Here is a 25584-nt window from a genome sequence, read left to right on the forward strand (position 1 = left end):
ACGTCGCTCAGGGTTTATAATCCGCGCTCCCGATTTTTCGTCCACTTCTTAATCAGGAACAGCAATGAGCTTCGACAAGGTTTCCGCAGGTAAGGACCTGCCCAACGATATCAACGTCATCATCGAGATCCCGGCCAACCACGATCCGATCAAGTACGAAGTGGACAAGGACGCGGACGCGGTGTTTGTCGACCGTTTCGTGGCCACCCCCATGTTCTACCCGGCCAACTACGGCTACGTGCCGCAGACCCTGTCCGAAGATGGCGATCCCCTGGACGTGCTGGTCGTGGCCCCCTACCCGGTCATGGTCGGCTCTGTTATCCGTTCCCGCGTAATCGGCGTACTGAAGATGACCGATGAGTCGGGCGTCGATGCCAAGCTGCTGGCGGTACCGCACACCAAGCTGACCAAGCTGTACGACCACGTACAGGAGATCGGCGACCTGCCGGAGTTGCTGCTCAAGCAGATCGAGCACTACTTCGAGAACTACAAGGCGCTGGAACCCGGCAAGTGGGTGAAGGTAGAGGGTTGGGACAACGCCGACGCCGCGCGCGCCGAGGTAATGTCCTCCCGCGAGCGCTACCTGAAGGAAGAGGGCTGATCGCCCCCGCTCCCCTGGCATAAAAAAACCGGCCAATGGCCGGTTTTTTTATGCCAGCAGAATGCGCCGCGCACCCGCAGCGCCTCCCTGCCCCTCAATCAGTCCAGCTGCCAGTCCGGCACCTGTACCCGCGCCGCCGGCGCGCGCTTCTGTTCACTCTCGTCCACCAGGTTGCCCTGCTGTGGCTTCAGGCTCAGGTGACCCACCTCTACCTGCACTTCCGACTTGCGCTCGCGCTCATGGTCCTTGACCAGGTTGCCATCCATGGGGGCGACGCTCAGCCCGCCAGCGGCTTCCGGCCGGGGACCGGGCCGCGATTCGGGCGCCGGGCGCGGTGCGGCTGCAGCAGGCTTTTGCGCAGCGGGTGCCTCCCCCTCGGCCTTCAGGGCCGCCTGCGCACCTGCCTTCTCCAGGGCCGCCAGCATCTGCCGTGCCTGGGCCTCGGGGAGACCCTTCTTGATCGCCAGCGGACGGCCGCTGAACAGCTTTTCCACCGTACCCGGGCCGGCCTTGAACAGGCGCGCCAGGTTGGCCTTCACATCCTCGGCGGTGTAGCCGGGCACCAGGTCGCCGCGAAAGATAAGGCTGTAGCGAATCTCAGACATTGGTCTTCCTCAGTCCCTTCCGTTTTGTTCTTTTACTCTACTGTGCGAATTATGCCTGCCATGGCGCAGAGTTCTGTATCTCAGTCGTCAGAATCCAGGGTCTGGTCCATGGTGTAGGCGGGCGCCGCGGCGGACTTGCCGCCCACCTGGCGCGCGGGCACCCCCGCCACCGTCGTGTTGGCGGGGACATCCGCCAGCACCAGGCTGCCGGCAGCGACCCGCACATCCTCGCCCACATGGACCGGCCCCAGGATCTTGGCACCGGCACCGATCATGACCCCACGGGCGATCTTCGGGTGGCGGTCGCCGCGGCCGCTGCCGCTGCCGCCGAGGGTCACCGAATGCAGGATCGACACGTCATCGCCCACCACCGTGGTCTCGCCCACCACCAGGCCGGTGGCGTGGTCGATCATGATACCGGAGCCGAAGCGCGCCGCGGGGTGGATATCCACCCCAAACTGCTCCGACACGCGGCTCTGGAAGTAGAGCGCCAGGGTCTCGCGGCCCTGCTGCCACAGCCAGTGCGCCACCCTGTGTGACTGCAGCGCGTGGAACCCCTTGAAATAGAGGAAGGGTGTCAGGTACTGCTCGCAGGCGGGATCCCGGTCGTACCAGGCACAGATATCGGCCTGCATCGACGCGGAAATGCTCCTGTCGTCGGCAAGGGCGGCGGCAATCACTTCCTGCAGGGCAGTGGCGGTCAGGGCGCTGTGGTCCAGCACCGAGGCGAGCTGGTAGGCCAGTGCCAGGTCCAGCGACTTGTGCCGCAGGATGGTGTTGTGGAAATAGCTCGCGAGCACCGGCTCCCCGGCAGCGGCCTCGGCCGCCTCGGCGCGCATTGCGCCCCAGACGTCCCGCGTCCTGCCTCCGTGATCAATTGCATTGCCGTTGATAGCATTTACCTCAGTTATCCAGCCGGCAGTTCTGCGGGTAGCACTCCGCCGGCACCCGCACGAAGCGGGTATAGATTTCATCCAGGTTGGCGCACACAGTGTCGCACAACTCGAGCCCCCCTTGCTCCCGCCACAGTCGGCGCAGCGCCGCCGGCGTCAGCAGCTCGTCCAGCTCGCGGGCGCGCGGCGCGTAACTCAGGTGCCAGCGTTCGGGCGCCACGCCGCCGCGGTCCCGGCCGTAGGGCCGGAAGAGCCCGAAGCTCTCTCCGGTGGCGATGCGCTCGTCGAGCCAGCAGTGAAACGGGCCGAATACTCCCTCGTCGGCAACCTCTTGCGGGGTCAGCTGCGGCCGATAGTCTTCCGGTACCGCGGCGGCGTCGATCACATCGAAGTCGGTGCCCCAGTGGTGGCGCGACGCGCCCGGCAATGCGGACCAGCGCAGGATGGCGAATACCAGCTCGCGCTCAGAGAGGGAGGCCGACTCCAGCGGTGCGCCGTGGCTGTCCAGTAGCGGACGCTGCCCCGCCGCCTTGCCATTCCAGATGGTGCGCTGGCGCTCGAAATCCCGAAAGCCCGATACCACTTTCGGTTCGAAACCGGCTTCCCGTGCCGCCTCCCGCAGGCGCTCGAAAGCCACCAGCGCCTCGGGATGCAGCAGCTGCCCGGACACCGGCTCAACTATGACATGTTCGTCGGTGAGCCCGAAAAGCATTCGCTCCAACACGGCATCTAACATCACACATATCCTGATTTACGGCCTGAATCCCCGCAGGTTCCAGCTAAAGTTACTACATTTCCCGCACGGACCTGTAAAGAAAGTCAGAATTGACCGGCGCCACCAGGGGCGTGACCGGTGACCGAGCAGAAATTGAAAAAAATCGCTTAAGTCTTATGCTGATTAACTTTTGACGGCTTATCCACTTATGATATTTTGAGGCGCTCGGTTCAGGGAAGGGACCGGTAAACAAGATGCAAGTGGCCACTACATCAAGGAAGATCACAATGCACCCGAGTCAATCAGAGCTGTTAAAACTCAAGAACCTCGGACTCGCCTCGGTCAATATTCTCCACTCCATCGGCATCCGCACCTGCGACGACCTGCGCCGGGTAGGCCCCGTGGAGGCCTTTACCAGTATCCGCGGCCGGGGTATCAACGCGTCCCGTGTCCTCCTCTATGCACTCCAGGGCGCACTGCTCGACGTCCACTGGAACGACCTGGACCCGGACCTCAAGCGTCGCCTCGCGAATGAGGCGGACCAGATGCTGGCCCGGCAGGACCAGAACTGAACCGGTCCCGGACGGCGGCAAAAAAGCGCCGGCGAGGCGCGAGCCCCATCTTGTAAACCTCCCCCTGCGCCCCTATCTACACTTCTCCCAAGGATTTTTACTGGAGAAAGAGCCGATGTTGCGCATTGGTTTGTTTTTGCTGACCAACCTGGCCGTGCTGGTACTGGCCGGGATCATCTTCAACCTGTTCGGTTTCGAGGGCATCCTCGCCGCCAACGGCGTCGACCTGAACCTGTCCGGACTGCTGACCCTGTGTGCGGTATTCGGTTTCGGCGGCGCCTTCGTATCGCTGTTGCTTTCGAAGACAATCGCTCGCATGACCACCCGCACCCAGGTGATCACCCAGCCGGGCACGGCGGATGAGCAGTGGCTGGTGGATACCGTGCGCGAACTGTCCCAGAAGGCCGGCATCGGCATGCCTGACGTGGGCATCTTCCCCATGCAGCAGGCGAACGCCTTCGCCACCGGCTGGAACCGCAACAGTGCGCTGGTGGCGGTGAGCGCAGGCCTGCTGCAGCGCTTCAACCGCGACGAGGCGCGCGCGGTGATTGGCCACGAGATCGGCCACGTCGCCAACGGCGACATGGTGACGCTGGCGCTGGTGCAGGGCGTCGTGAACACCTTCGTGATGTTCTTTGCGCGACTGGTGGGATTCTTTGTCGACCGGGTGATCCTGAAGAACGAGCAGGGCCTGGGGATCGGCTACTACGTGACCTCGATCATCATGGATATCCTGTTCGGCTTCCTCGCCATGATGGTGGTGGCCTGGTTCAGCCGCCGGCGCGAGTATCGCGCGGATGCCGCCGGAGCGGGGCTCACTAGCAGGGAATCCATGGCCGGCGCCCTCATGCGCATCAAGCAGGAGTCCGAGGCGGGCCGCGAACAGCCGCTGCCGAGCAACATGAAGGCCTTCGGGATCTACGGCAATATGGGCGCGCTGTTTGCCAGCCACCCACCTCTTGAGGATCGCATCCTCGCCCTGCAGAATCGATAACTCACAGGGCGGCGGCGAGCCGCCCTACCCTGACGGGCCGACCGCCACCTGGCGGCCGGCCACTGAACCAGCTCGAAACACGACCCCGGATCATGAACAGACTGGCCGCCACCCTTTTCGCCATCCCCCTGTTGCTCCTGTCCACCCTCGCGGGCGCAGAATCACTCCTGCCAGACTTCTCCACCGACGACGAGAAAAACACCATGGAGGTGTTCAACTTCGCCAGTCCCTCGGTGGTGTACGTCACCAATGAGACCCTCGTGCGCGATCGCTGGAGCCTGCGCATGCATTCGGTGCCCAAGGGCGCCGGCAGCGGTTTTATCTGGGACCGGCAGGGGCATGTCGTCACCAATTTCCACGTAATCGAGGGGGCGCGCAAGGTCACCATCACCCTCCAGGACCGCAGCGAATGGCCCGCCGAGCTGGTGGGGTCCGCGCCCGAGAAGGACCTGGCGGTACTCAGGATCAACGCCCCGCAGGAGCTGCTGGTGCCGCTGGTACCCGGGACTTCGCGCGAGCTGTCGGTGGGCCGCAAGGTGCTCGCCATCGGCAACCCCTTTGGGCTGGACACCACCCTCACCACGGGCGTGGTCAGCGCACTGGGCCGGGAGATACACGCGGCCAATAACCGCACCATCCGCAACGTGATCCAGACTGACGCGGCGATCAATCCCGGCAATTCCGGCGGTCCGCTGCTGAATTCCCGTGGCGAGCTGATCGGGGTGAATACCGCCATCTACAGTCCCAGCGGCGCCAGCGTCGGCATCGGCTTCGCCATTCCCGTGGACACGGTCAAGAAGATAGTTCCGCAGCTGATCGCCCACGGTCGGCTGGTGCGCCCGGTGCTGGGCATCGAGTCCGCCCCGGATCAGTGGGCGATCCGGCTGGGCGTCGAGGGGGTGGCGGTGCTGCGGACCGCACCCGGCATGCCTGCCGAGGAGGCCGGCCTGCGCGGGGTCTTCCGCACCGAGCGTGGCGGCTGGCAGCTGGGCGACGTGATCATCGCCGTGGATGACGATCCGGTGCGCAATTACGACGACCTGATGAACGCCCTCGAGAAACACCGGGCGGGCGACCAGGTGAGGCTGGAATTCCTGCGCGACGGGCAGGAGCAGCAGACTTACATTACACTGGCCGCGCCCGAGTGAGCGGGCAGCCAGAGCCGATTAACCACAGGAAAAAGTAACAGAGTTGTCGTGCAGAAATATTTTCTTTGCCGTTATGACGAGTTGAGCGAGGGGCAATCAAAAGGCTTCTCACTGGGGGACACTGCCGCGGGTACGGACAATGTCTTTGCCGTGATGAAAGACGGCGAGGTGTACGCCTACAAGAATACCTGCCCCCACCAGGGCATCAACCTGGACTGGCAGCCCGACCAGTTCCTCGATCCCGACGGTGCGCTGATCCAGTGCGCCTCCCACGGTGCCCTGTTCCTGATCGAGTCCGGCGAATGCATCGCCGGCCCCTGTGCCGGGGAGGCCCTGACCCCGGTACCGGTCGAGCACAGCCCGGAGGGACTGTACGTGCTGCTGGCAGACTGATCCGGATCCAGCTGCCGCAGACGGCTCCCCTCGCGGCGGCCGGACGTTAACCTACCCCCGGTCGGAGAAGGGCACGGGCTCCACAAGCGCGATCTCCCCGGCATCCATGCGGGCGCGATAGGCTATCACTTCCACGCCGGCCCCCAATGCCGCATCCAGCGCACTGGCGTAGGCCGGGTCGATTTCCCGTGCCGGCCCAACCGTCTCTATCCCCGAGTGCTGCACGCAGTAAAAAAGCACGGCGCGCACACCATCCTCGGCCAGCTTCTGCAGTTCCCGCAAATGTTTGGCGCCGCGAGTGCTGACCGCATCGGGAAACAGGCCCCGGCCGCCCTCCGCGAGGGTGACGTTCTTTACCTCAACATAACAGTCGCCGGCATCGCCCCGGAGCAGCAGGTCGATGCGGCTGTTTTCCGCCCCGTAACGAACCTCGCGCCGCACCTCCCGGTAACCCTGCAACTCGGTAACGATACCCGTGGCGATCGCCTCCTCCACCAGGCTATTGGCGCGACCGGTATTGACGCCAGCCAGTGCGCCTTCCGGTGTGGTGGTGATCTCCAGGCTGTGCCGGTACTTGCGCTTCGGGTTGCCGGAATCCGAATACCAGCAGGGGGAGTTTTCCAGCCAGCAGTTCTTCATGGAGCCCGTGTTCGGGCAGTGAACTGTCATGAAGTCGCCGGACTCTGTTTCGATATCGGCGAGAAAGCGCTTGTAGCGCCGCAGCAGGGTGCCGCGTTGCAGCGGAGGATTAAACTTCACAGTAAGACCTTTGCGGACAAATCTGGCGCCACAAAATACCAGACAACATTTTGTGGCGCGAACTGCAGAGATTTGGTAGTTTCCTCGCTCTCGGTCGCCCGGGGTATGGCGCCGGGAAAGGAATAGCCGGCCATAACGCTGACCGATGCACCCGACCCCGGTGTGGTTGCAAAACCAACAGCGGGGTCAAAAAAGCATCAACCCAGTGAAAATCGGTCTAGGCTAGTGTCCAGCCTCACGCAAAATCCAGGCGCGGGTCGGGACATATTGAATTTGGTGGTACAGCCCTCATATCAGGGGGCCCGTATAGAAAGAGAGGCAACGACTATGCCCAAAACTGCTGCGAGCACCGAATCTCTGCACGGCTTTGAGCCCTACAAGGAGAAGAAGGGCGAAGAGTACATGAATGAGAAGCAGCAGGAGCACTTCCGCAACTTGCTGCTGGCCTGGAAGGCCGAGCTGATGGCGGAAGTGGACCGCACCGTTTCCCATATGAAGGATGAAGCTGCCAATTTCCCGGACCCGGCGGACCGCGCCAGCCAGGAAGAGGAATTCAGCCTGGAGCTGCGCACCCGCGACCGCGAGCGCAAGCTGATCAAGAAAATCGACGCCACCCTGGAACTGATCGACCAGGATGACTACGGCTTCTGTGAGGCCTGTGGCGTGGAAATCGGCATCCGCCGCCTCGAGGCCCGCCCCACTGCCACGCTCTGCGTCGACTGCAAGACCCTGGCAGAAATCAAGGAACGGCAGATCTCCGGCTGAGCCCTGATCACTCAACCCGGCGGGCGATCCCCATGGTCGCCCGGCTCCCCCTGCAGGAGCCCCTGGCCGGGTCAGCCGGACCCATACCGTTCTCCTCCCGATGAATACCCCTGCACGCTATATCGGCCGCTTCGCGCCCTCACCTACGGGACCACTGCATTTCGGTTCCCTGGTATGCGCCGTTGGCAGTTACCTCGACGCTGTCGCCCATGGGGGCCAGTGGCTGGTGCGCATGGAGGACCTGGACCCCCCGCGCGAGGAACCCGGTGCTGCGGACCGCATCCTGAAATCCCTCGACGCACACGGCCTGCACTGGCACGGCACGGTGGCCTTCCAGAGTCATCGTCACCACCTCTATGACGCGCGCCTGGCCGAGCTGGCCGGCCGCGGACTCACATACGCCTGTCACTGCTCCCGAGCGGAGATTCGCCGCCGGGGCGGGCATGACGATACAGCCTGTCGCGCGCAGCGCGAGGAACAGGGTCCCTGCGCCGTGCGCCTGGAGTGCTCGGGGGGTGAGGAGTCTTTTGACGACCTGTGGTACGGGCAGCAATGCCAGGCTATCGGCGAGGACACGATCCTGCGCCGCCGCGACGGACTCTACGCCTACCAGCTGGCTGTCGTGGTCGATGATATCGACCAGGGCATCAGCCATATCGTGCGCGGGGCCGACCTGCTGGAAACCACTGGCGCCCAGCAGCGGCTGTTCCGGATCCTGGGCGCCGCACCGCCACAATTCGGCCACCTGCCGCTGGTCATGAACCCCGGTGGACAGAAGCTCAGCAAGCAGAATCGCGCACCGGCGCTGGACGACCGCCAGGCGCCGGCCAACCTGGTAACGGCATTACAGTTCCTCGGCTTCCGCGTGCCCGCCGGCCTGGAGGCCGAGCCCCCGGCAGGGATCCTCAGCTGGGCCACGGCGCGCTGGCAGCGCCGGCAGGTGGATCGCCGCAACCGCCCGCTGGACCGGATTGCACAGGCGGATCAGGGCAATTAACATTTTCCCGCCAGATTCCACCGTCAGCCCGCTGTCCCGGACCCAACTATGAGTAATCGCACGCTGCTAATCCTGCTGGTCCTGGTGGGCTATGTGTTCTCCCCCACCATTTTCACCTGGATGATCAACCCGTCCGGGGCCTGGTACCGTCCCTTTATCCTCTGGTTCGTACTGATCCTGCTGGCGCTCTTCATCCAGCTCAGGCGCGGCTCCAATGACATTTGAGATCTTGCACATTGCCCTGATCGGCGTCGCTTATATCGCCGCCCTGTTCTTCGTGGCTTTCGCCACGTCCAAGGGCTGGCTGCCTTCGCGCTGGGTGCGCCGGCCACTGTTCTATGTGCTGTCGCTGGGTGTCTCGCTGAGCGCCTGGACCTTTTACGGCGTAGTCGATCTGGCGTGGCAACACGGCTACGGGGTGCTGGCCTACTACCTGGGCACTGGCGCGATGTTCCTGTTCGCGCCGGTGGCACTGGAACCCCTGGCCCGGCTGGCCCAGCGCTACCAGCTCACATCGCCGGCGGACCTGCTGGTGTTCAGGTACCACAGCCGCGGCGCCGGGACCCTTGCCACCCTCTTTATGTTACTGGGCCTCTTGCCGCTGATCGCCCTGCAGATCCAGGCTGTGGCCGAGACGCTCGCCCTGCTGTCGCGGGATAGTGTCGCAGCGCTGGCATTGCCGAACGCGGGCCTCAGTGCGAAGAACCTGATCGCTTTTTTCTACTGCGTACTACTGGCGGTATTCACAGCACTCTACGGCGCAAACCGCGAAAGGCGCACAGGCCTCGTGGCCGCGATGGCGCTGGAATCTACCGTCAAGCTGTTGGCCCTGCTGGCCGTGGGTTTTTACGCGGTGTACGGAGTCTTCGGCGGCATGGGCGGACTCAACCAGTGGCTGGCAGAAAACAGCGACATGCAGCAGCTGTTGTACAGCCCCATCGAGCAGGGCTCCTCGCATACCCTCCTGCTGGTGTTTATCGCCACCGCAGTGGCCATGCCCCATATCTTCTACCTGAGCATTGCCGAGCGCTCTGCCGAAAAAACCCTGCGTATCGCCAGCTGGGGCTTCCCCCTGTTCCTGCTGCTGATGGCGCTGCCCATCTTCCCGATCATGTGGGCGGGATTTGCACTGGACGTCACCGAGCCGGTGCAGTATTTCGCCCTGGCCGTGCCCCGCGCCAGCGGTTCTGCGCTCTTGACCGTGGCCGCCTTCGTCGGCGGCCTGTCCGCGGCCACCGGCGCGCTGATCATGATTATCCTCGCACTGTCCACCATGGTGATGAATCACTGGCTGCTGCCGGGCACACGCTGGCACTCTGAAGACAATATGTATCGCCAGCTGGTGTGGCTGCGCCGGGCCCTGGTCGCGGCGCTGTTCCTGGCCGGGTTTGCCTTCTACCTGCTGCTGAACAACCGGCTGTCACTCTCCGACCTGGCGCTGATGGCGTTTATCGCCTCACTACAGTTCCTGCCGGGTATCTTTGCCGTACTCCACTGGCCCCGCGGCAACCGGCGCGGGTTCATCGCCGGGATGGTCGCGGGCATGCTGGTGTGGGGCTGCGGGCTGCTGCTGCCGTCGGTATTCGGTATCAGCGGCTTCACCCTGCCGGGCACCGAGATGCAGTTACCGCTGGGCATGACCATCTGGACCCAGGTCACGACGCTCTCGCTCGGGGTCAATGTGCTGCTGTTCGTGGGCCTCTCCCTGCTGACACCGGCCAGTAACATGGAGCAGTACGCGGCCGACCTGTGCAGCGACGACACCCTGAGCCAGGCCCTGCGGCTGGAACTCGACGTGCAGTCCGCCGCGGATTTCCGCCTGCGCCTGGCCGAGAGCCTGGGTGGTGCCACAGCCAACCACGAGGTCAACAAGGCCCTGCGCCAACTGCGGCTGCCAGACGACGAGCGTCGCCCCTACGCCCTGCGCCAGCTGCGCAACCGGCTCGAGGCCAACCTCTCGGGCCTGCTGGGGCGGGTCCTGGCAGGCCAGATCATCGACCGCCACTTCCCGTTCAAGAACAGCGACCAGCCCGCCAACAAGGACATTCACCTGATCGAGTCGCGGCTGGGCCGCTACAAGAACCAGCTGACAGGCCTGGCGGCAGAACTCAACAACCTGCGCCTCTACCACCGGCAGATGCTGGAGGAGCTGCCGCTGGCGGCCTGCTCACTGGGACGCGACGGCGAAATACTGTTGTGGAATTACGCCATGCAGGACGTCACCGGCATCTCGGCCGGCGAGGTGCTGGGCGCCAAGCTGGACTACCTGCCAGAGCCCTGGCACAGCCTGCTCGCCGAATTCGCCGACTCGGACGAGGGCAGTCGCCTGAAGCAACAGGTCACCATCGACGGCGACAACCACTGGCTGAACCTGCACAAGACACGGCTGCAGAGCAGCGGCACTCCACTCAGCCCGCGGGACCGGGGCGACGGCCAGATGCTGCTGGTGGAGGACATCACCGAGACCCAGGTGCTGGAGCAGGAGCTGATCCACAGCGAGCGGCTGGCTTCCGTGGGCCGGCTCGCCGCCGGCGTCGCCCATGAGGTGGGCAACCCCGTCACCGGCATCGCGTGCCTGGCGCAGAACCTGCACTTCGAGTCGGAAAGCAAGGACGTGCATGAGACTGCCGACCAGATACTCAGCCAGACCCAGCGCATCAGCCGTATCGTGCAGTCCCTGGTCAACTTTTCCCACAGCGGCACGCAGGAGAGCGAGCGTGCGCCGGTGGACCTCTATGCCTGCGTGCAGGAGGCAGTGCAACTGCTGTCACTGCAGCGCGACAAGACCCAGGTCAGCTTCACCAACGCCGTGCCGCAGGACCTGATCGTTCCCGGCGACAACCAGCGCCTGATCCAGGTGTTCATCAACCTGCTCAGTAACGCCCGCGATGCCAGTCCCGACGGTGGCAATGTGCGTATCGATGGCCACCTGGAGGCCGGCTACGCCTGTGTGGCGGTGACCGACGAGGGTCCGGGGATCTCGCCGCGGAACCGCGAGCGGATCCTGGAGCCCTTCTTCACCACCAAGGAGCCCGGCGAGGGTACCGGGCTGGGACTGGCGATGGTCTACAGCATCGTCGAGGAGCACGAGGGCCAGCTGGAGCTGGTGAGCCCCGCTGACCCGGTAGCCGGGCGCGGAGCAAAGTTCATCGTGCAGCTGCCGCTGGCAAGATAAATGTCGCCCGCGCCCGCATCTGGGCAAAATTCGTGCAAACTTGGCCAGCTCACCCCGATTGAGTTGCATCGAAACGCCTGGCGAGTAAAACTAGGCCCCCTCTGAGTGTTTTGTAACCAGGCGTAACACATGAGCCACATCCTGATCGTAGAAGATGAAGCCATCATTCGTACTGCGCTGCGCAAGCTGCTGGAGCGGCACAAGTACCGGGTGAGCGAGGCTGGCTCCGTGCGCGAGGCAACCGGAAAGTACCGCCTCAGCGATGTCGACCTGATTATTTCCGACCTCCGCCTGCCGGGCGCCCCCGGCACCGACTTGCTGAAGGTCGCCGGCGATGTCCCTGTGCTGATCATGACCAGCTACGCCAGCCTGCGCTCTGCGGTGGATTCCATGCGCATGGGCGCCGCCGACTATATCGCCAAGCCGTTCGATCACGATGAGATGATCGCCACCGTGCGCCGCGTGATCGGCAAGGCCGAGCAGAACCGTGCCGCCAACAAGGCCGGTCCGGCTGCCAGCCGCACCATTGCCGGCATGATCGGCAGCAGCCCGGTCATGCGCGAACTCTATGCCCGCATCCACAAGGTGGCGCCCACAGACGCGACGGTTCTGGTGCACGGCGAGACAGGCACCGGCAAGGAGCTGGTGGCGCGTGCCATCCACGAAGAGAGCCGCCGGGCGGGCAAGCCCCTGATCTCCGTGAACTGTGCAGCAATCCCGGACACACTGATAGAAGCGGAACTTTTTGGTCACGAAAAGGGAGCCTTTACCGGTGCCCAGACGGCCCGGGAGGGCCTGGTGGCCGCCGCTGACGGCGGCACCCTGTTCCTCGATGAGATCGGTGAACTGCCCCTGGAAGCACAGGCGCGGCTGCTGCGGGTGCTGCAGGAAGGGGAGGTTCGACCGATCGGTGCGATCGAGTCACGCAAGGTTGATGTCCGGCTGGTGGCGGCGACCCACCGCAACCTGCGCCAGCTGGCCAGCGAACGCAAGTTCCGCGAGGACCTCTACTACCGGATTAACGTGGTGCAGATGACACTGGCTCCCCTTCGGGAACGGGGCAAGGATGTACTCGCGATCGCGGAGCACCTGCTCGAGAAGTTCTGCGCCAAGGTGGGGCGACCCATCTTGAAACTGTCACCCGAGGCTATACAGGCGGTAACAACCTATACCTGGCCCGGTAACGTGCGCGAACTGGAGAATGCGATCCAGCGGGCAGTGATCCTCACCGAGGACAACTGCAGCGAAATCGACCACAAGACGCTGGATATCGACCTCGACCTGGTACCGGTAGATGAAGCCGACCCCGAGCGCAGGCCCCGCAGCCTGCACTCAGACCCGCGCGAGGACCTGTCCCTGGAAGACTACTTCGCCCGCTTCGTGCTCGAGCACCAGGACACCATGAGCGAGACCGAGCTGGCCAAGAAGCTTGGTGTCAGTCGCAAGTGCCTGTGGGAGCGCCGCCAGAAGCTCGGTATTCCCCGCAAGAAGTCCCGCCGCACTGCTGCCGAAGCCTGATCCCACGCCCCGGCCGCCTCCCGCGGCCCGGTCATTCCCACACCCCACCAAGTCGGGCAGCGCCCGGGCGGCCCACCGCCAGGCGATCAATATCTGCGCGAAAAGTTCCCGGCCCTGCACTGAAAGTGTTACCCGGGTCTCACCGTCCGTAACAACTGCCGCGACTTCCGTAACGTCCATCGCGCTTCTTGTGGCGTCACAGAGAACATCAAAAATCGTAACCCATTGTTTTATAAGGCTTTTCAAAAGTTGGCACGCTAAATGCTTTCCCTCTAGTACAAGAACGAAGAACAGCCAAGAATAAAAATAAATGACTGTTTAAGCCCTAATAACAACTGACAATAAGTGGGCGAAACACAATAACAATAAAGGGGCGGTCGAGAATAAAAGCAAACAGTGACCAAAACCTGAAAAACAATAAAAAATAACAATAAACAATAACAATAAAGAAAGCAGAACAAAAATAAGCACAAGCGCGTAAAAACTGACTGATTGTACCTGGGAGAGGGTGTTTGCTAGACAGCAAATTAATAGCGCAGGGAAGCCGCTGCCTTCATAGCCATAACAATAACTCCCTTTAGTCCTTTCTAGCTGGAAAGGGTTGTCTCTAAGGGGGCGGTTGCCTCAGGCACCGCCACCGGCCTGTCCACTTTCCCGTTTCACCCCTCCTTCGCCTCCCCGTAATGTTGACTCCGGCCCTGTTCGAGGCTGTGGTAGAATTTGCGCGTCAATCCAGACCGGATTCATCGCCACCCCGTGGCAGCAGTCAAGACAAACAGCCGTATGCTCAATTCCCTGATCAGTAGTATCAAGCGCTGGCGCAAGCCGGCCAGTACCAACAGCCTGCGTATCATCCCGCGCAGCGACCACAACCTGTCCCGGCGCGACATCAGCCGCGCAGCCCTGACGGTGATGAAACGCCTGCAGGACGCGGGTTTCCAGGCCTACATCGTCGGCGGTGGCGTACGAGACCTGTTACTGGGGGGGCATCCCAAGGATTTTGATGTGGCCACCGACGCCACCCCGGAAGAGGCCAAGCAGCTCTTTCGCGGCTCGCGCATCGTCGGGCGCCGCTTTCGCATCCTCCACGCCCGTATTGGCCGCGAGATCATCGAGGTAACCACCTTCCGCGGCCACCACAGCGAGGGCGAGGAGCACGAGGCACAGCAGTCCGAGCACGGTATGCTCCTGCGCGACAATGTCTATGGCGATCTGGAAAGTGATGCGATTCGACGGGATTTCACCGTCAATGCCCTCTACTACACCACCAATGGGTTTGAGATCCATGACTATACGGGCGGGGTCAGCGATATTGAGCACCGCCTGATCCGTATGATCGGGGACCCGGAGACCCGCTACAAGGAAGACCCGGTGCGGATGCTGCGCGCAGTGCGCTTTGCCGCCAAGCTGGATTTCGAGATCGAGCGCAATACCGCGGCGCCCCTGCACGAGCTGGCCCCGCTGCTGCGCAATATCGCCCCGGCGCGACTGTTCGACGAAGTCCTGAAACTGTTGATGAGCGGGCACGGCGAGCGCACTTTCGAGCTGCTGCGGGAACACGGGCTGTGGCAGCACCTGTTTCCCGATAACGACGCCTTCCTGGACGATCCCACCGCCGAGGCGCTTACCCGGATCGCCCTGCGCAATACCGACGACCGGATTCGCGCCGACAAACGTGTTACGCCTGCGTTCCTATATGCAGCCCTCCTGTGGCCGGCGGTTGCCCGGGAACAGCGCAAGCTGATGGATAAGGGTACCCCGGAGGTGCCGGCCCTGGCCGGCGCAGCGCAGAAAGTGACGGGCTCCCAGCTGGCCCATACCTCCATCCCCAAGCGGTTTTCCCTGCCCATGCGGGAAATCTGGGAAATGCAGTCGCGCCTGCCCCGTCGCAGCGGCTCACGGGCACAGCGCCTGAGCGAGCACCCACGGTTCCGCGCGGCATATGATTTCCTGCTGCTGCGCGAGGAATCCGGTGAAATAGAGCCGGGGCTGGGGCAATGGTGGACCGATTTCCAGCAGGCCGACGAGGATGCGCGCGAGCAGATGGTACGCAAGCTACCGCGCTCCGGTGGCGGGCGCCGGAGCCGCGGCGGGCGACGCCGTCGGGGCCCCCGCCCCGGAACGGGGCAGGACTGATCGTGCGGCGCTGCTTTATCGGCCTGGGCAGCAACCTGGAAGCGCCACGGCAGCAATTGCAGGCTGCCCTGAGCGCACTGGACGCACTCCCCCGCACCCGCCTGCTGCGCTGCTCGAGCTTCTACCGCAGTGCCGCTGTGGGGCCGGGCGAGCAGCCAGATTACCTCAATGCTGTCGCGGAAATAGATTCGGGCCTGTCAGCGGGCGAACTCCTCGACGCCCTCCAGGCCATAGAGGCAGACCAGGGGCGCGAACGCAGTATTCGCTGGGGAGCGCGCACGCTGGATCTTGATATCCTGTTGTTCGGCGAGGAAGTACTGGATTCCGAACGCCTGCAGGTACCCCATCCCCGCATGGCGGAGCGTAACTTCGTACTGCTGCCACTGGCCGAGCTGGAGCCCAGGCTGGTTCTGCCCACCGGCGAGTCGCTGGCCTCACTGCTCAGGCATTGCCCGCCGAACCGCCTGGAGAAACTCTGAGGGCCGGGGTTCACCGGGGTGAACCCGATATGTTTGCAGAGTACGGAAGACAAGAAGAAGGAGTGAGACCCGGTGTCTACAGCAACCGAAGCCCCACAACAGCAGGAACCCGATATCAGCGGCGCAATCCCGCCGCGCTTTATCGCCGTAGAAGGGAACATCGGGGTCGGGAAGACCACCCTGGCGAAGAAGCTCGCCGCAACATTCAACTACGATACGCTGCTGGAACTGCCCGAAGAAAACCCGTTCCTTGAGCGATTTTACCGGGACCCGAGTAGCGCCGCCCTGCCGACCCAGCTGCACTTCCTGCTGCAACGGTCGCAGCAGATCCAGTCCCTGCGCCAGGATGACATGTTCAAGCCGGTGCGGGTCTCCGATTTCCTCATCGAGAAGGACCAGCTGTTCGCTGAAGTTACACTCGACGCGGACGAACTCGCACTGTACCAACAGGTATACCGGCACCTGACCCTGCAGGCCCCCAAGCCCGACCTGGTAATCTACCTGCAGGCACCCCTCGGTGTGCTGCAGGAACGCATCCGCACACGGGGAATTGCCGCCGAACGAAGCATCAGCAATGAATACCTGGCAACCCTCAATGAGGCGTACACCAACTTTTTCCATTATTACGATGAGGCGCCGCTGCTGATCGTCAACAGCGAGGATATCGACATTGTCAGCCGCCAGGAGGACTACTGCCAGCTGGTGGAATATATGTTGACCATCACCAGCGGTCGCCATTACTACAACCCGGGGAACTGATCGAATGCCTTACGGAACCTCAGAACTGGCCAAACCGGTCACGGTACAGACGCTGCGCCGGATGAAAGCAGACGGCGAGAAGTTCATCACCGTTGCCCTTTATGATGCCCCGATGGCTGCCATGGCACAGAGGACCGGTGTAGAGGTGCTGCTGGTTGGCGATTCCCTTGGCATGACAGTGCTGGGGTTTGACAGCACCATCCCGGTCACCATGGAGCAGATGATTTACCACGTGGAAGCCGTGGCCCGTGGCAACAGGAAATCGCTGATCATGGGGGACATGCCCTTCATGACCTACGCCACGCCGGAGCAGGCCCTGGCCAACGCCACCCGTATCATGCAGGCGGGCGCCCACATGGTAAAAATCGAGGGTGGCGCCTGGCTGGCGGAAACCGTGCGGATGCTCACCGACCGCGGCATCCCGGTCTGTGCCCACCTCGGCCTGACGCCACAGTCGGTGCACAAGCTGGGTGGCTTCCGGGTCCAGGGGCGCGATGAAGATACCGCAGGTGAGATCCTGAATGATGCCGCCTTGCTCGATGAGGCAGGCGCTGACCTGCTGGTGCTCGAGTGTGTGCCGGCACCGCTGGCACAGCGCATCACCGAGGCGGTTTCCATGCCCACCATCGGCATAGGTGCCGGTCGCGATACGGACGCCCAGGTCCTGGTAATCAATGACATCCTGGGCCTCACCGAGAAGCCGCCAAAATTCTCCAAGAACTTCCTGGTAGAGGCAGGGGATATCCCCGGGGCGCTGCGCAAGTACGCGGAGGATGTGAAAAACGGCGTCTTCCCGGACGAAAGCCACACTTTCAACTGAGTACCACCAGGGGAGTCATCGTGGAATTCACCGAGCTGCTGTCCGCCTGCCGGGGGAAAGATGCCACCCCGGAAATCCCCCCCGGCTGGGGCCAGGGACGCGCCACATTCGGGGGCCTGGTGGCCGCCATGCTGTACGAGCAGCTCGCTGCCCGCGTCGACCCGGCGAGTACACTCCGCTCCATCACTTTTTCCTTTGTCGCCCCGGTGGGGGCCGGCAAAACCTCGCTGACAAGCGAGGTGCTGCGTGCCGGGCGCTCCGTGACCCAGGTGGAGGGGCGGATGCAGCAGAACGGGGCCCCGGTACTGGCAGCGCTGGCCAGTTTCGGCTCCGGCCGCGACTCGGCTGTCCACGTCGCCGCCGATACCGCGCCCCATTTCATGCCCCCGGGAGAACTCCAGCCGCTACCGTATATCGAGGGCCTGGTACCCGAATTCACCCAGAGATTTGATTACCGGATTTCCGTCGGTGACATGCCTTTCAGTGGCAGCGCAAGCAATCGCTTCGGCGGCTGGGTGCGGTTCCGCGGTGAGGAAGAGGGAAAAGTACCGGTCACCATCGGCCACCTGCTGGCGCTGGTCGACGCATGGCCGCCCGCCATCCTGCCCATGCTCAAGCAGCCGGCCCCGGCCAGCTCACTCACCTGGACCCTGGAATTCATGGAACCCCTGCCCTCTGCCGGTTGTGGTGAATGGTGGCAGTACCTGGCCGATGTGGAACAGGCCGAAGATGGTTATGGTGTGGCGCAGGCGCGGCTGTGGGGGCCGCAGGGCCAACCGGTGGCCTTCAGCCGCCAGACCGTTACCGTGTTTGGCTGAATATTCCTGCGCGCGCAATGCGCCGGGGTTACAGCCACCTTTTCCAGCGAAACACCACCAGCTGGATCAGCACCGCAACTGCCAGTACACCGCAGAAAACGTAAAAAGCCTGGGGACTGTCGGTCCCCGGAATACCGCCCACATTGATACCCAGCAGTCCGGTCAGGAAGCCCAGCGGCAGGAACACAGCGGCGACCACCGACAGCACGTACATACGACTGTTGAGCTGTTCCGATATACGGCTCATCAGCTCTTCCTGGGTAACAGCGGCACGCTCGCGCACCGCATCGATATCCTCGATATGTCGGAGTAACCGGTCACTCACTTCACGCAACTGAAGACGCCGGGGTTCCTCAAGCCAGGGAACCCTCTCCTGTAACAGCCGCGCCAGCGCCTCGCGCTGTGGTGACAGGTAGCGCCGCAGGGTGATGGTCTGCTTGCGCAGCCGGCCCAGGTCAGCGCGCAGAGCCGCATTGCTCTCGCTGAGCACCCGGTCCTCGAGGCTGTCGATGCTATCCTCAAAAGAATCCACAGTGGCTCCCATGCGCCATACCAGGAGGTCGGCCAGGTCCACAAGCACTGACGCGCTGTCTTCCGGGCCACGCCCCTTGCGAAGCTGTTCCAGCAGGTCGGTAACTGAAAGCAGGCGCCGCTTGCGGGTGCTGATCACCCGGCGTTCCTCCACCCACAGGCGAATGGAAACCATATCCTCCGGCTGGGATTCGGGGTTGAGGTTCACACCCCGCAGGGCCACCAGCAGCCCCTCATCAATGGTGGTGGTGCGCGGTCGGGTTTCCTCGGTGAGCAGGGCCTCGGCCACCAGGGGCGGCACACCGCTCCCGCGCCTCAGCCAGTCGGCGACTCCGTCATCCGTGTAGTCGAAATGCAGCCACAGGCTACCCTGCTCCGGCCGCCACTGCTCCACCTCATGCCACCCGAGCTGCCGCGCAGCGCCGCGCCCATCCAAGAGCACTGCGTGGAGCAGCCCCGACTGCCCGGTGTATGGCACCTGGCCTTCGCCGCTGACCATCTAGCCGTTCTCCAGCTCAAGGCGCGCGTGAGCCAGTTCGCCCGACGCCAGGCGCCAGCTGTTGGCGAACGCATTGCCATGTTCAACACAGACGAATTGCCCGAAATGCTCGCCGATATCATCCATACTCGCGGCCAGCTGTGGACCGGGATTCCAGGTGATCACGCTGCGGCAGTTTTCACTACGCGTGGTGACGGGACTCGCGCTGTCGATTCTCTGCGCCGGCCCCGCGTCCTCGTAGACCCGGTCCACCTCACCCGGGAAAGTCACCGCTCCTTCCTGCCGGCCGCGCTCCAGGCCACGGGTGTTGTCCAGGTAATCCGTTTTTTCCAGGCCGAGAACACGGGTCGCCCGCACATCATCGACGGCAAAGTAGGTATGCCAGGCCCAGCTGAATTCGGCACTCGCCCCGGCCGTATTCTCAAGCTCCAGCGCCAGAGCGATCGTATCGGCCAGGGTCATGGTCACGGTACAGCGAAAAGGGGTGAACATCTCGTCACCGGTGTGATTGTATGTACACACCAACTCGACACTGCCATTCTCGCATTCACGCGCAGATTGCAGTTGCCAGGGCCTGGTGCGCGCCACCCCGTGCTTGGGCAGCCCCGACTCACGACCGGGGCCGAACCAGGGCATGCACAGGGGAATTCCGCCCCGGATCGGCACCCCTTCCTGAAAGTATGCCCTGGGGCTGAGCCACAGCATCGGCGCCCTGTCCCTGGCCTGGAACTCCAGCAGCTGTGCGCCCTGTAATGCAAGCACGGCCCTGCAGCGCTCACTTTCCACCACCACGAGTTCGAGACCCGGTTTGTTGTACAGGGCACCGCTATCGGTATAGGTTATTTTCCCGGTTTGTAGCTGCTCACTCACTATTTCACTTCCTCCTGCGGATACCTGACTGCCCCTACTGATACTTACCGTCTGCTCAGTCCTGCCAGTGCGCCGGCATGGCGCTCCCAGTTCTTGCCGTCAAAAGGCTCCACCCGCACCCCCGCGGGCCTCTCATCCAGGCAGCGCAGGTTGATGCTGTAGCCATCCGGGTTTGAACGGGGAACATAGAAAGACTTTATCCCGCAATGGCGACAGAAATAATGTCGGGCCACCCCGGAGTTGAAGGTGTAGCAGGAGAGGTCTTCTTTGCCCTGCAATAAATCGAATGCCGCAGCGGGCACGATCAGGTGCTGGAAACCGGACTTTGCGCAAATGGAACAGTTGCAGGCATGGGCCACCAGCGCCTCGCCGGCGCTCCTCGGCAATTTCGCGCGGAAACGAACCCGGCCGCAGTGACAGCCCCCCTGCAGATTCCAGTGATTACCTTCCATTGCCCTCTTTCCCTTCTCCGAACAGTGGTCGGGCACAGAGCAGCGTCAGCACCGCAATGGCCAACAGCAGGTGGAACCAGTTCATACGTGCGATGCCCAGCAGCCTGGTGGCGCCCGTGCCTACGGCAAGACTTGCAAAGACCACCAGCAGCGGACCGAGTGACAGCAACGTCGCAGCTGGCGGTGACAGGCGTCGCCGGAACGCGGCAGCGAGCGCCACGCCCAACCACAACGCCAGACCGATACCAGCGACAGGAAAACGGGAGCTGTCCGTCGCGATCAGGTATACGGCGGCACCGGTGGCCAGGGTCAGCACGCCGTATGCGGGCGCCCGGCTGTCAACTCCCCTCTCGGGCAGAAGGTAAACCCACGCCAGCGCAACCCCAACCAGCGGGAACGTCAGCTGGGCAGACAGCGCCGAGAATACCCGGTGCCAGCCGGTAACGCCGGGGTCGATGGTATAGCGGTAGGCACCGGTGGCCGCAGCCAGCGCCAGCGGCAACAGCGCCGCCACCACCAGCAGCGCGGGCGACTGGCAGCGCTCCCGCGTCAGATACCAGTACTGGCTGGCCACCAGCAATGCGGCCAGGGACAACAGTACCTCCGCCAACCAGTAACCCAACAAGATGCGACTCTCCCGTCATGCTTTACCCGGATTCTAACGGACTGGGGCGGGAAATGCGCAATGCGCAATAAAAATGCCCCGGCCAGTCGGGGCATTCGGGCAGTGTACGCCCACTCAAAATTCTTCTCCCAGATCCGTTCCCCTCCGGGGCGGTAGCAAGCCAACGGAGGCCTGGGCTGCTCCGCAACTGGGAGGCAAAAAAAACCCCGGCACGGGCCGGGGTTTTCGTATAGCCAAGTCACCTCAGTGACATAGCTGGGGGGGCGTGGTTCAGCCCTCGTCGGAGGCAGAGCCCTCGACTTCAGCACGGTCGGCCTGAGCTTCCTTGATGGACAGCTTGATGCGGCCGCGCTGGTCTACGTCCAGCACCTTCACGAACACCTTCTGGCCTTCGCTCAGGTAGTCGGTCACCGCATTGACACGCTCCTCGGCGATCTGCGAGATGTGCACCAGACCGTCCTTGCCGGGCAGGAAGTTCACGAACGCGCCGAAGTCGACGATACGTACCACGGTGCCCTCATAGATAGCACCGATCTCGGCTTCCGCGGTGATTTCCTCGATGCGGGTAACCGCCGCCTCCAGGCTCTCGCCGTCCTCACCGAATACCTTGACGGTGCCGTCGTCCTCGATATCGATGGAAGCGCCGGTTTCCTCGGTGATGGAACGGATGGTTGCACCGCCCTTACCGATCACATCGCGGATCTTGTCCGGGTGGATCTTCAGGGTCGCGTAACGCGGTGCGTTCTCGTTGACGGTAGCGCGGGACTCACCGATCACCTTGTTCATCTCCGCCAGGATATGCAGGCGGGCATGCAGGGCCTGCTCCAGCGCGGTCTCCATGATCTCTTCGGTGATGCCCTCGATCTTGATGTCCATCTGCAACGCGGTTACGCCGGAGGCAGTACCCGCTACCTTGAAGTCCATGTCGCCGAGGTGGTCCTCGTCACCGAGGATATCGGTCAGGACCGCATAGCCATCGTCCTCTTTCACCAGGCCCATGGCGATACCGGCTACCGGCGCCTTCAGCGGCACGCCGGCGTCCATCAGCGCCAGGCTGGAACCACAGACGGAAGCCATGGAGCTGGAGCCGTTGGATTCGGTGATCTCGGAAACCACACGCAGGGTGTAGGGGAAGCTCTCCGGGTCCGGCAGCACAGCCGCGATACCGCGACGGGCCAGGCGGCCGTGGCCGATTTCGCGACGGCCGGTGGCACCTACGCGACCCGCCTCACCTACTGAGTAGGGGGGGAAGTTGTAGTGCAGCATGAAGTAGTCTTTGCGCTCGCCTTCGAGAGCGTCGATGATCTGCGCATCGCGGGTAGCGCCCAGGGTTGATACCACCAGCGCCTGGGTTTCGCCGCGGGTAAACAGCGCGGAACCGTGACCTTTGGGCAGCACGCCGACTTCTACGCTGATCGGGCGCACGGTCTTGGTGTCGCGACCGTCGATACGGGGCTCACCGCGAACCACGGCGCCGCGTACGATCTTCTTCTCGAGCTTGCCGAAGTATTTCTTGACTGTCCCCTCATCCACTTCTTCAGTGGCCAGGGCCTCGGCAGCCTCACTGCGCAGCTCGCCCAGGCGGGTGGTGCGCTGCTGCTTGTCGGTGATACGGTAGGCCTCGGCCACCTTGTCACCGAACTGGTTTTCCAGGGCGGCCTTCAGCTCTTCGTTCACCGGCTCTGGCTGCCAGTCCCACTCGGGCTTGCCTGCTTCAGCTTTCAGCTCTTCGCAGACTTTGACTACAGCCTGCATTTCCTGGTGTGCGAACAATACCGCGCCCAGCATGATGTCTTCCGGCAGCTCCTTGGCTTCGGATTCAACCATCAGCACAGCGTCCTTGGTGCCGGCGACAACCATGTCCAGCTCGGACTTGGCCAGCGCGCTGTAAGTCGGGTTCAGCAGGTAACCGTCTTCCTGGGTGTATCCGACGCGGGCGGCACCAATGGGGCCACCGAACGGGATGCCGGACACGGACAACGCAGCAGAAGTGCCTATCATGCCGGCGATATCCGGATCCACGTCCTTTTCGGCGGAAAGCACGGTGATCATCACCTGTACTTCGTTCATGAAGCCGTTCGGGAACAGCGGACGGATCGGTCGGTCGATCAGGCGGGAAGTTAGGGTCTCTTTCTCGGACGGGCGGCCTTCACGCTTGAAGAAGCCACCGGGAATCTTGCCGGCCGCGTAGGCCTTTTCCTGGTAGTGTACGGACAGCGGGAAGAAACCCTGGTCGGGCTTGGCTTCCTTGGCGCCCACAACGGTACACAGCACCACGGTCTCGCCCATGGTGACCAACGCCGCACCGGTAGCCTGGCGCGCGACGCGGCCGGTCTCGATGGTGACTTGCTGATTGCCGTACTGGAAGGTTTTGCTTACTGGATTCACGTTTTTTTCCTGTCTCCTGTCGGTTACTGGCCCATTCCAGTAACCCCTACAAAGCACGCCCCCGCGAAAGAAATACCACCGCGGGAACGATAACAGCGGGCCCGGGCCCGCGAGCCGGGCTGGCGCCCGGCGCTCCCGGCATGTTGCCGGCGAGCACACCAGATCGGCAATTGCTATGAATACCTGCCGGGCTGGCGCAACCCCAGGAGACCGGCAATGCCCCTCTCCTGAAAGTCTGTAAAAAGAAGAATGCCCGCCAGAGGCGGGCATTCCAGGGTCTTAGCGACGCAGGCCGAGCTTGGAGATCAGCTGTGCGTAACGGTTCAGATCCTTTTTCTTCAGGTAGTCCAGCAGCTTGCGACGCTGGTTTACCATGCGGATCAGGCCACGGCGGGAGTGGTGATCCTGCTTGTGCTCGGAAAAGTGAGCCTGAAGCTTGTTGATGTTGGCGGTCAGCAGGGCTACCTGGACTTCCGGTGAACCGGTGTCGCCCTCGGATTGGCCGTGCTCTTTCAGGATTGCTTCTTTTTCAGATGCATTCAGTGCCATAACGAAATACCTCGTCGTAATATGCTTTAAAGATACGGCTGGCCCGTGCATATTTACAGACCAGCTAGTCGGTTTTGCGACCCCTGCCCGGAGGGTCAGTTGCCGCTTACCAGGCGACGTGGTGCCACGCACCCGTCGTCGGTAATCTCTCCTACGCCCAGAAAATCACCGCTTTCCAGGAAGAGGCGCACCATATCACCTTCTTCCCCGAGACGGTAGACCTGCAGGTCCATGACCGGCTGCCCCTGGCGCACATAGTAGCCAGTGTTGTCCGGCAATGTGAGCTTCGGCAAGCCACTGGCGGGCGCATCCACAGGCAGCAGGTGATGATCGAGCACTTCCGCGCGGTCCTCGCCGCGCTCGGCAGTGAGCTCCTCCAGCGTCACTGCGTCGGCCTCATCGAAGGGACCGGCGGCACTGCGGTGCAGCTGTTCGACATAGGCGCCCACACCAAGCGCCGCGCCGAGGTCCTCTGCCAGGCTGCGCACATAGGTGCCCTTGGAGCAGTGTATCTCCACCTCGGCGCGGGGTTGCGGCCCGGGGGTGAAGCTGAGCAGCTCATACTCGAAGATCTCCACTTCGCGCGCCTCGCGCTCCACCTCTACGCCCTGCCGCGCCAGCTTGTACAGGGGCTGGCCCTTGTGCTTGAGGGCGGAGTACATGGACGGCACCTGCTTGATTCGGCCCCGGAACTGGTCCATGGCCTCACGCACATCACTCTCGGTCAGGCCGGAGGCGTCGGCGGTATCGATCACATCGCCATCGGCATCCCCGCTGGCCGTGCGCATGCCGAAGCAGAAAGTGCTGCGGTAGCGCTTGTCGGCGTCCAGCAGGTACTGGGAAAACTTGGTGGCCTCCCCGAAGCACACCGGCAGCACACCGGTGGCCAGCGGGTCCAGGGCACCCGTGTGTCCGGCGCGGTTAGCAAAAAACAGTCGCTTGGCTTTCTGGAGGGCGTCGTTGGCGGTGATTCCGGCAGGCTTGTTAAGCAGCAGGACGCCGTTAACCGCACGGCCCCATTTTGGTCTGCGGCCCATGATTACTCTTTATCGTCACCGTCGTTGTCACCGGCTTCATCGTCGTGATGACTCCGGTCGGATTGCACCGCCTTGTCGATCAGGGCCGACAGCTCCTGCCCGCGAACGGAGGTTTCGTCGTAGCGGAACTGCAGGCGCGGGATGGTGCGAATCTGGATAGCCCGTGCCAGCTGGCTGCGCAGGAAACCCGCAGCCTTGTTGAGGACGTCCATGGAAGTCTTGATCTTGGCCGGGTCGTCTTCACCAACAAGGGTGACAAAAACCTTGGCCGACGCGAGGTCGCGGCTGACCTCGACATCGTTGATGTTGACCATGCCCAGGCGCGGGTCGCGGACTTCGCGCTGGATAAGCTGGGAAAGCTCGCGACGCATGGCATCGGCGACGCGGTCGGCGCGGTGGAATTCTCTGGCCATTGTTTACCTGTGAGAACGGCTGGCATAAAAAGTCATCCCGGCAGGCGCCGGGATGACGGTGTCGCAGGGCCGG

27 protein-coding genes are annotated in these 25584 nt (G+C 63.0%); 15 read left to right on the plus strand and 12 right to left on the minus strand.

Annotation, left to right across the window (positions count from 1 at the left end):
* Positions 1 to 64: 64 nt before the first annotated feature.
* Complete coding sequence (gene ppa / locus BLT26_RS05095; RefSeq protein WP_091509606.1) at positions 65 to 601, plus strand: inorganic diphosphatase; 537 nt, start codon at positions 65 to 67, stop codon at positions 599 to 601.
* A gap of 98 nt (positions 602 to 699) precedes the next feature.
* Here the strand turns inward: ppa and BLT26_RS05100 are convergent, their stop codons facing one another.
* The 3 genes from BLT26_RS05100 to BLT26_RS05110 form a co-directional block, all read right to left on the minus strand.
* Positions 700 to 1206 (minus strand): hypothetical protein, encoded by a 507-nt coding sequence (locus BLT26_RS05100; RefSeq protein WP_091509610.1) that lies wholly within the window; start codon positions 1204 to 1206, stop codon positions 700 to 702.
* Between the two features lie 80 nt (positions 1207 to 1286).
* Positions 1287 to 2045, minus strand: a complete 759-nt coding sequence (gene cysE / locus BLT26_RS05105; protein ID WP_091509613.1) for a serine O-acetyltransferase — start codon at positions 2043 to 2045, stop codon at positions 1287 to 1289.
* Positions 2046 to 2109: 64 nt separating this feature from the next.
* A complete protein-coding gene (locus BLT26_RS05110; protein WP_245720597.1) occupies positions 2110 to 2835 on the minus strand; it encodes a M15 family metallopeptidase in 726 nt (241 codons plus the stop codon).
* 266 nt (positions 2836 to 3101) lie between these two features.
* On the opposite strand from BLT26_RS05110, the gene BLT26_RS05115 reads away from it, so the two are divergent.
* The 4 genes from BLT26_RS05115 to BLT26_RS05130 all read left to right on the plus strand — a co-directional run bounded on the left by BLT26_RS05115 (position 3102) and on the right by BLT26_RS05130 (position 5921).
* Positions 3102 to 3386, plus strand: a complete 285-nt coding sequence (locus BLT26_RS05115) for a TfoX/Sxy family protein (RefSeq protein ID WP_091509620.1) — start codon at positions 3102 to 3104, stop codon at positions 3384 to 3386.
* Positions 3387 to 3501: 115 nt separating this feature from the next.
* Entirely contained in the window at positions 3502 to 4380 is an 879-nt protein-coding gene (gene htpX, locus BLT26_RS05120; RefSeq protein ID WP_091509624.1) for a protease HtpX, read from the plus strand.
* 92 nt (positions 4381 to 4472) lie between these two features.
* Positions 4473 to 5528, plus strand: a complete 1056-nt coding sequence (locus tag BLT26_RS05125) for a S1C family serine protease (protein WP_091509634.1) — start codon at positions 4473 to 4475, stop codon at positions 5526 to 5528.
* A gap of 48 nt (positions 5529 to 5576) precedes the next feature.
* A complete protein-coding gene (locus BLT26_RS05130; protein WP_091509640.1) occupies positions 5577 to 5921 on the plus strand; it encodes a Rieske (2Fe-2S) protein in 345 nt (114 codons plus the stop codon).
* 51 nt (positions 5922 to 5972) lie between these two features.
* Here the strand turns inward: BLT26_RS05130 and sfsA are convergent, their stop codons facing one another.
* Positions 5973 to 6680, minus strand: a complete 708-nt coding sequence (gene sfsA, locus BLT26_RS05135) for a DNA/RNA nuclease SfsA (RefSeq protein ID WP_091509644.1) — start codon at positions 6678 to 6680, stop codon at positions 5973 to 5975.
* A 327-nt stretch (positions 6681 to 7007) separates the two neighbouring features.
* On the opposite strand from sfsA, the gene dksA reads away from it, so the two are divergent.
* The 10 genes from dksA to BLT26_RS05180 all read left to right on the plus strand — a co-directional run bounded on the left by dksA (position 7008) and on the right by BLT26_RS05180 (position 18147).
* Positions 7008 to 7445 carry an RNA polymerase-binding protein DksA gene (dksA, locus tag BLT26_RS05140; protein WP_091509647.1) on the plus strand — a complete coding sequence of 146 codons (438 nt, stop codon included), beginning with the start codon at positions 7008 to 7010 and terminating at the stop codon, positions 7443 to 7445.
* A gap of 100 nt (positions 7446 to 7545) precedes the next feature.
* Positions 7546 to 8442 (plus strand): tRNA glutamyl-Q(34) synthetase GluQRS, encoded by an 897-nt coding sequence (gene gluQRS, locus BLT26_RS05145; protein ID WP_091509650.1) that lies wholly within the window; start codon positions 7546 to 7548, stop codon positions 8440 to 8442.
* A 48-nt stretch (positions 8443 to 8490) separates the two neighbouring features.
* Positions 8491 to 8667: a hypothetical protein gene (locus BLT26_RS16455; protein WP_175453029.1), complete on the plus strand. Its 177-nt coding sequence runs from the start codon at positions 8491 to 8493 to the stop codon at positions 8665 to 8667.
* Complete coding sequence (locus BLT26_RS05150) at positions 8657 to 11617, plus strand: ATP-binding protein (RefSeq protein ID WP_091509653.1); 2961 nt, start codon at positions 8657 to 8659, stop codon at positions 11615 to 11617. The genes BLT26_RS16455 and BLT26_RS05150 overlap by 11 nt, the downstream gene beginning before the upstream one ends.
* Before the next feature lie 129 nt (positions 11618 to 11746).
* Positions 11747 to 13135, plus strand: a complete 1389-nt coding sequence (locus BLT26_RS05155) for a sigma-54-dependent transcriptional regulator (protein WP_091509657.1) — start codon at positions 11747 to 11749, stop codon at positions 13133 to 13135.
* 783 nt (positions 13136 to 13918) lie between these two features.
* A complete protein-coding gene (pcnB, locus tag BLT26_RS05160) occupies positions 13919 to 15271 on the plus strand; it encodes a polynucleotide adenylyltransferase PcnB (protein ID WP_091509660.1) in 1353 nt (450 codons plus the stop codon).
* A 2-nt stretch (positions 15272 to 15273) separates the two neighbouring features.
* Positions 15274 to 15750, plus strand: a complete 477-nt coding sequence (gene folK / locus BLT26_RS05165; RefSeq protein ID WP_091509664.1) for a 2-amino-4-hydroxy-6-hydroxymethyldihydropteridine diphosphokinase — start codon at positions 15274 to 15276, stop codon at positions 15748 to 15750.
* A gap of 72 nt (positions 15751 to 15822) precedes the next feature.
* A complete protein-coding gene (locus BLT26_RS05170) occupies positions 15823 to 16509 on the plus strand; it encodes a deoxynucleoside kinase (protein ID WP_091509668.1) in 687 nt (228 codons plus the stop codon).
* 4 nt (positions 16510 to 16513) lie between these two features.
* Positions 16514 to 17329 carry a 3-methyl-2-oxobutanoate hydroxymethyltransferase gene (panB, locus tag BLT26_RS05175; protein ID WP_091509671.1) on the plus strand — a complete coding sequence of 272 codons (816 nt, stop codon included), beginning with the start codon at positions 16514 to 16516 and terminating at the stop codon, positions 17327 to 17329.
* A 20-nt stretch (positions 17330 to 17349) separates the two neighbouring features.
* Positions 17350 to 18147 carry an acyl-CoA thioesterase gene (locus BLT26_RS05180; RefSeq protein ID WP_091509676.1) on the plus strand — a complete coding sequence of 266 codons (798 nt, stop codon included), beginning with the start codon at positions 17350 to 17352 and terminating at the stop codon, positions 18145 to 18147.
* Positions 18148 to 18175: 28 nt separating this feature from the next.
* On the opposite strand, the gene zntB is transcribed toward BLT26_RS05180, so the two are convergent.
* From zntB to rbfA, 8 genes are all read right to left on the minus strand, one after another.
* On the minus strand, positions 18176 to 19177 hold the full coding sequence (gene zntB, locus BLT26_RS05185) for a zinc transporter ZntB (RefSeq protein WP_091509680.1): 1002 nt from the start codon (positions 19175 to 19177) through the stop codon (positions 18176 to 18178).
* Positions 19178 to 20047 carry a D-hexose-6-phosphate mutarotase gene (locus tag BLT26_RS05190; protein ID WP_175453030.1) on the minus strand — a complete coding sequence of 290 codons (870 nt, stop codon included), beginning with the start codon at positions 20045 to 20047 and terminating at the stop codon, positions 19178 to 19180.
* Between the two features lie 44 nt (positions 20048 to 20091).
* Positions 20092 to 20499, minus strand: coding sequence for a GFA family protein (locus BLT26_RS05195; protein ID WP_091509685.1), 408 nt, complete (start codon positions 20497 to 20499; stop codon positions 20092 to 20094).
* Positions 20489 to 21121 carry a hypothetical protein gene (locus BLT26_RS05200; protein ID WP_091509686.1) on the minus strand — a complete coding sequence of 211 codons (633 nt, stop codon included), beginning with the start codon at positions 21119 to 21121 and terminating at the stop codon, positions 20489 to 20491. Before BLT26_RS05200 ends, BLT26_RS05195 begins: the two co-directional genes overlap by 11 nt.
* Before the next feature lie 273 nt (positions 21122 to 21394).
* Positions 21395 to 23512: a polyribonucleotide nucleotidyltransferase gene (pnp, locus tag BLT26_RS05205; protein WP_091509689.1), complete on the minus strand. Its 2118-nt coding sequence runs from the start codon at positions 23510 to 23512 to the stop codon at positions 21395 to 21397.
* A gap of 279 nt (positions 23513 to 23791) precedes the next feature.
* Positions 23792 to 24061 carry a 30S ribosomal protein S15 gene (gene rpsO / locus BLT26_RS05210; protein WP_091509691.1) on the minus strand — a complete coding sequence of 90 codons (270 nt, stop codon included), beginning with the start codon at positions 24059 to 24061 and terminating at the stop codon, positions 23792 to 23794.
* 95 nt (positions 24062 to 24156) lie between these two features.
* Complete coding sequence (gene truB / locus BLT26_RS05215; protein WP_091509693.1) at positions 24157 to 25098, minus strand: tRNA pseudouridine(55) synthase TruB; 942 nt, start codon at positions 25096 to 25098, stop codon at positions 24157 to 24159.
* Between the two features lie 2 nt (positions 25099 to 25100).
* Positions 25101 to 25511 (minus strand): 30S ribosome-binding factor RbfA, encoded by a 411-nt coding sequence (gene rbfA / locus BLT26_RS05220; RefSeq protein WP_091509695.1) that lies wholly within the window; start codon positions 25509 to 25511, stop codon positions 25101 to 25103.
* Between the last annotated feature and the right edge of the window lie 73 nt (positions 25512 to 25584).

It is taken from the genome of Microbulbifer yueqingensis (assembly GCF_900100355.1).
In the GTDB taxonomy this organism is placed as follows: Bacteria; Pseudomonadota; Gammaproteobacteria; order Pseudomonadales; family Cellvibrionaceae; genus Microbulbifer; species Microbulbifer yueqingensis.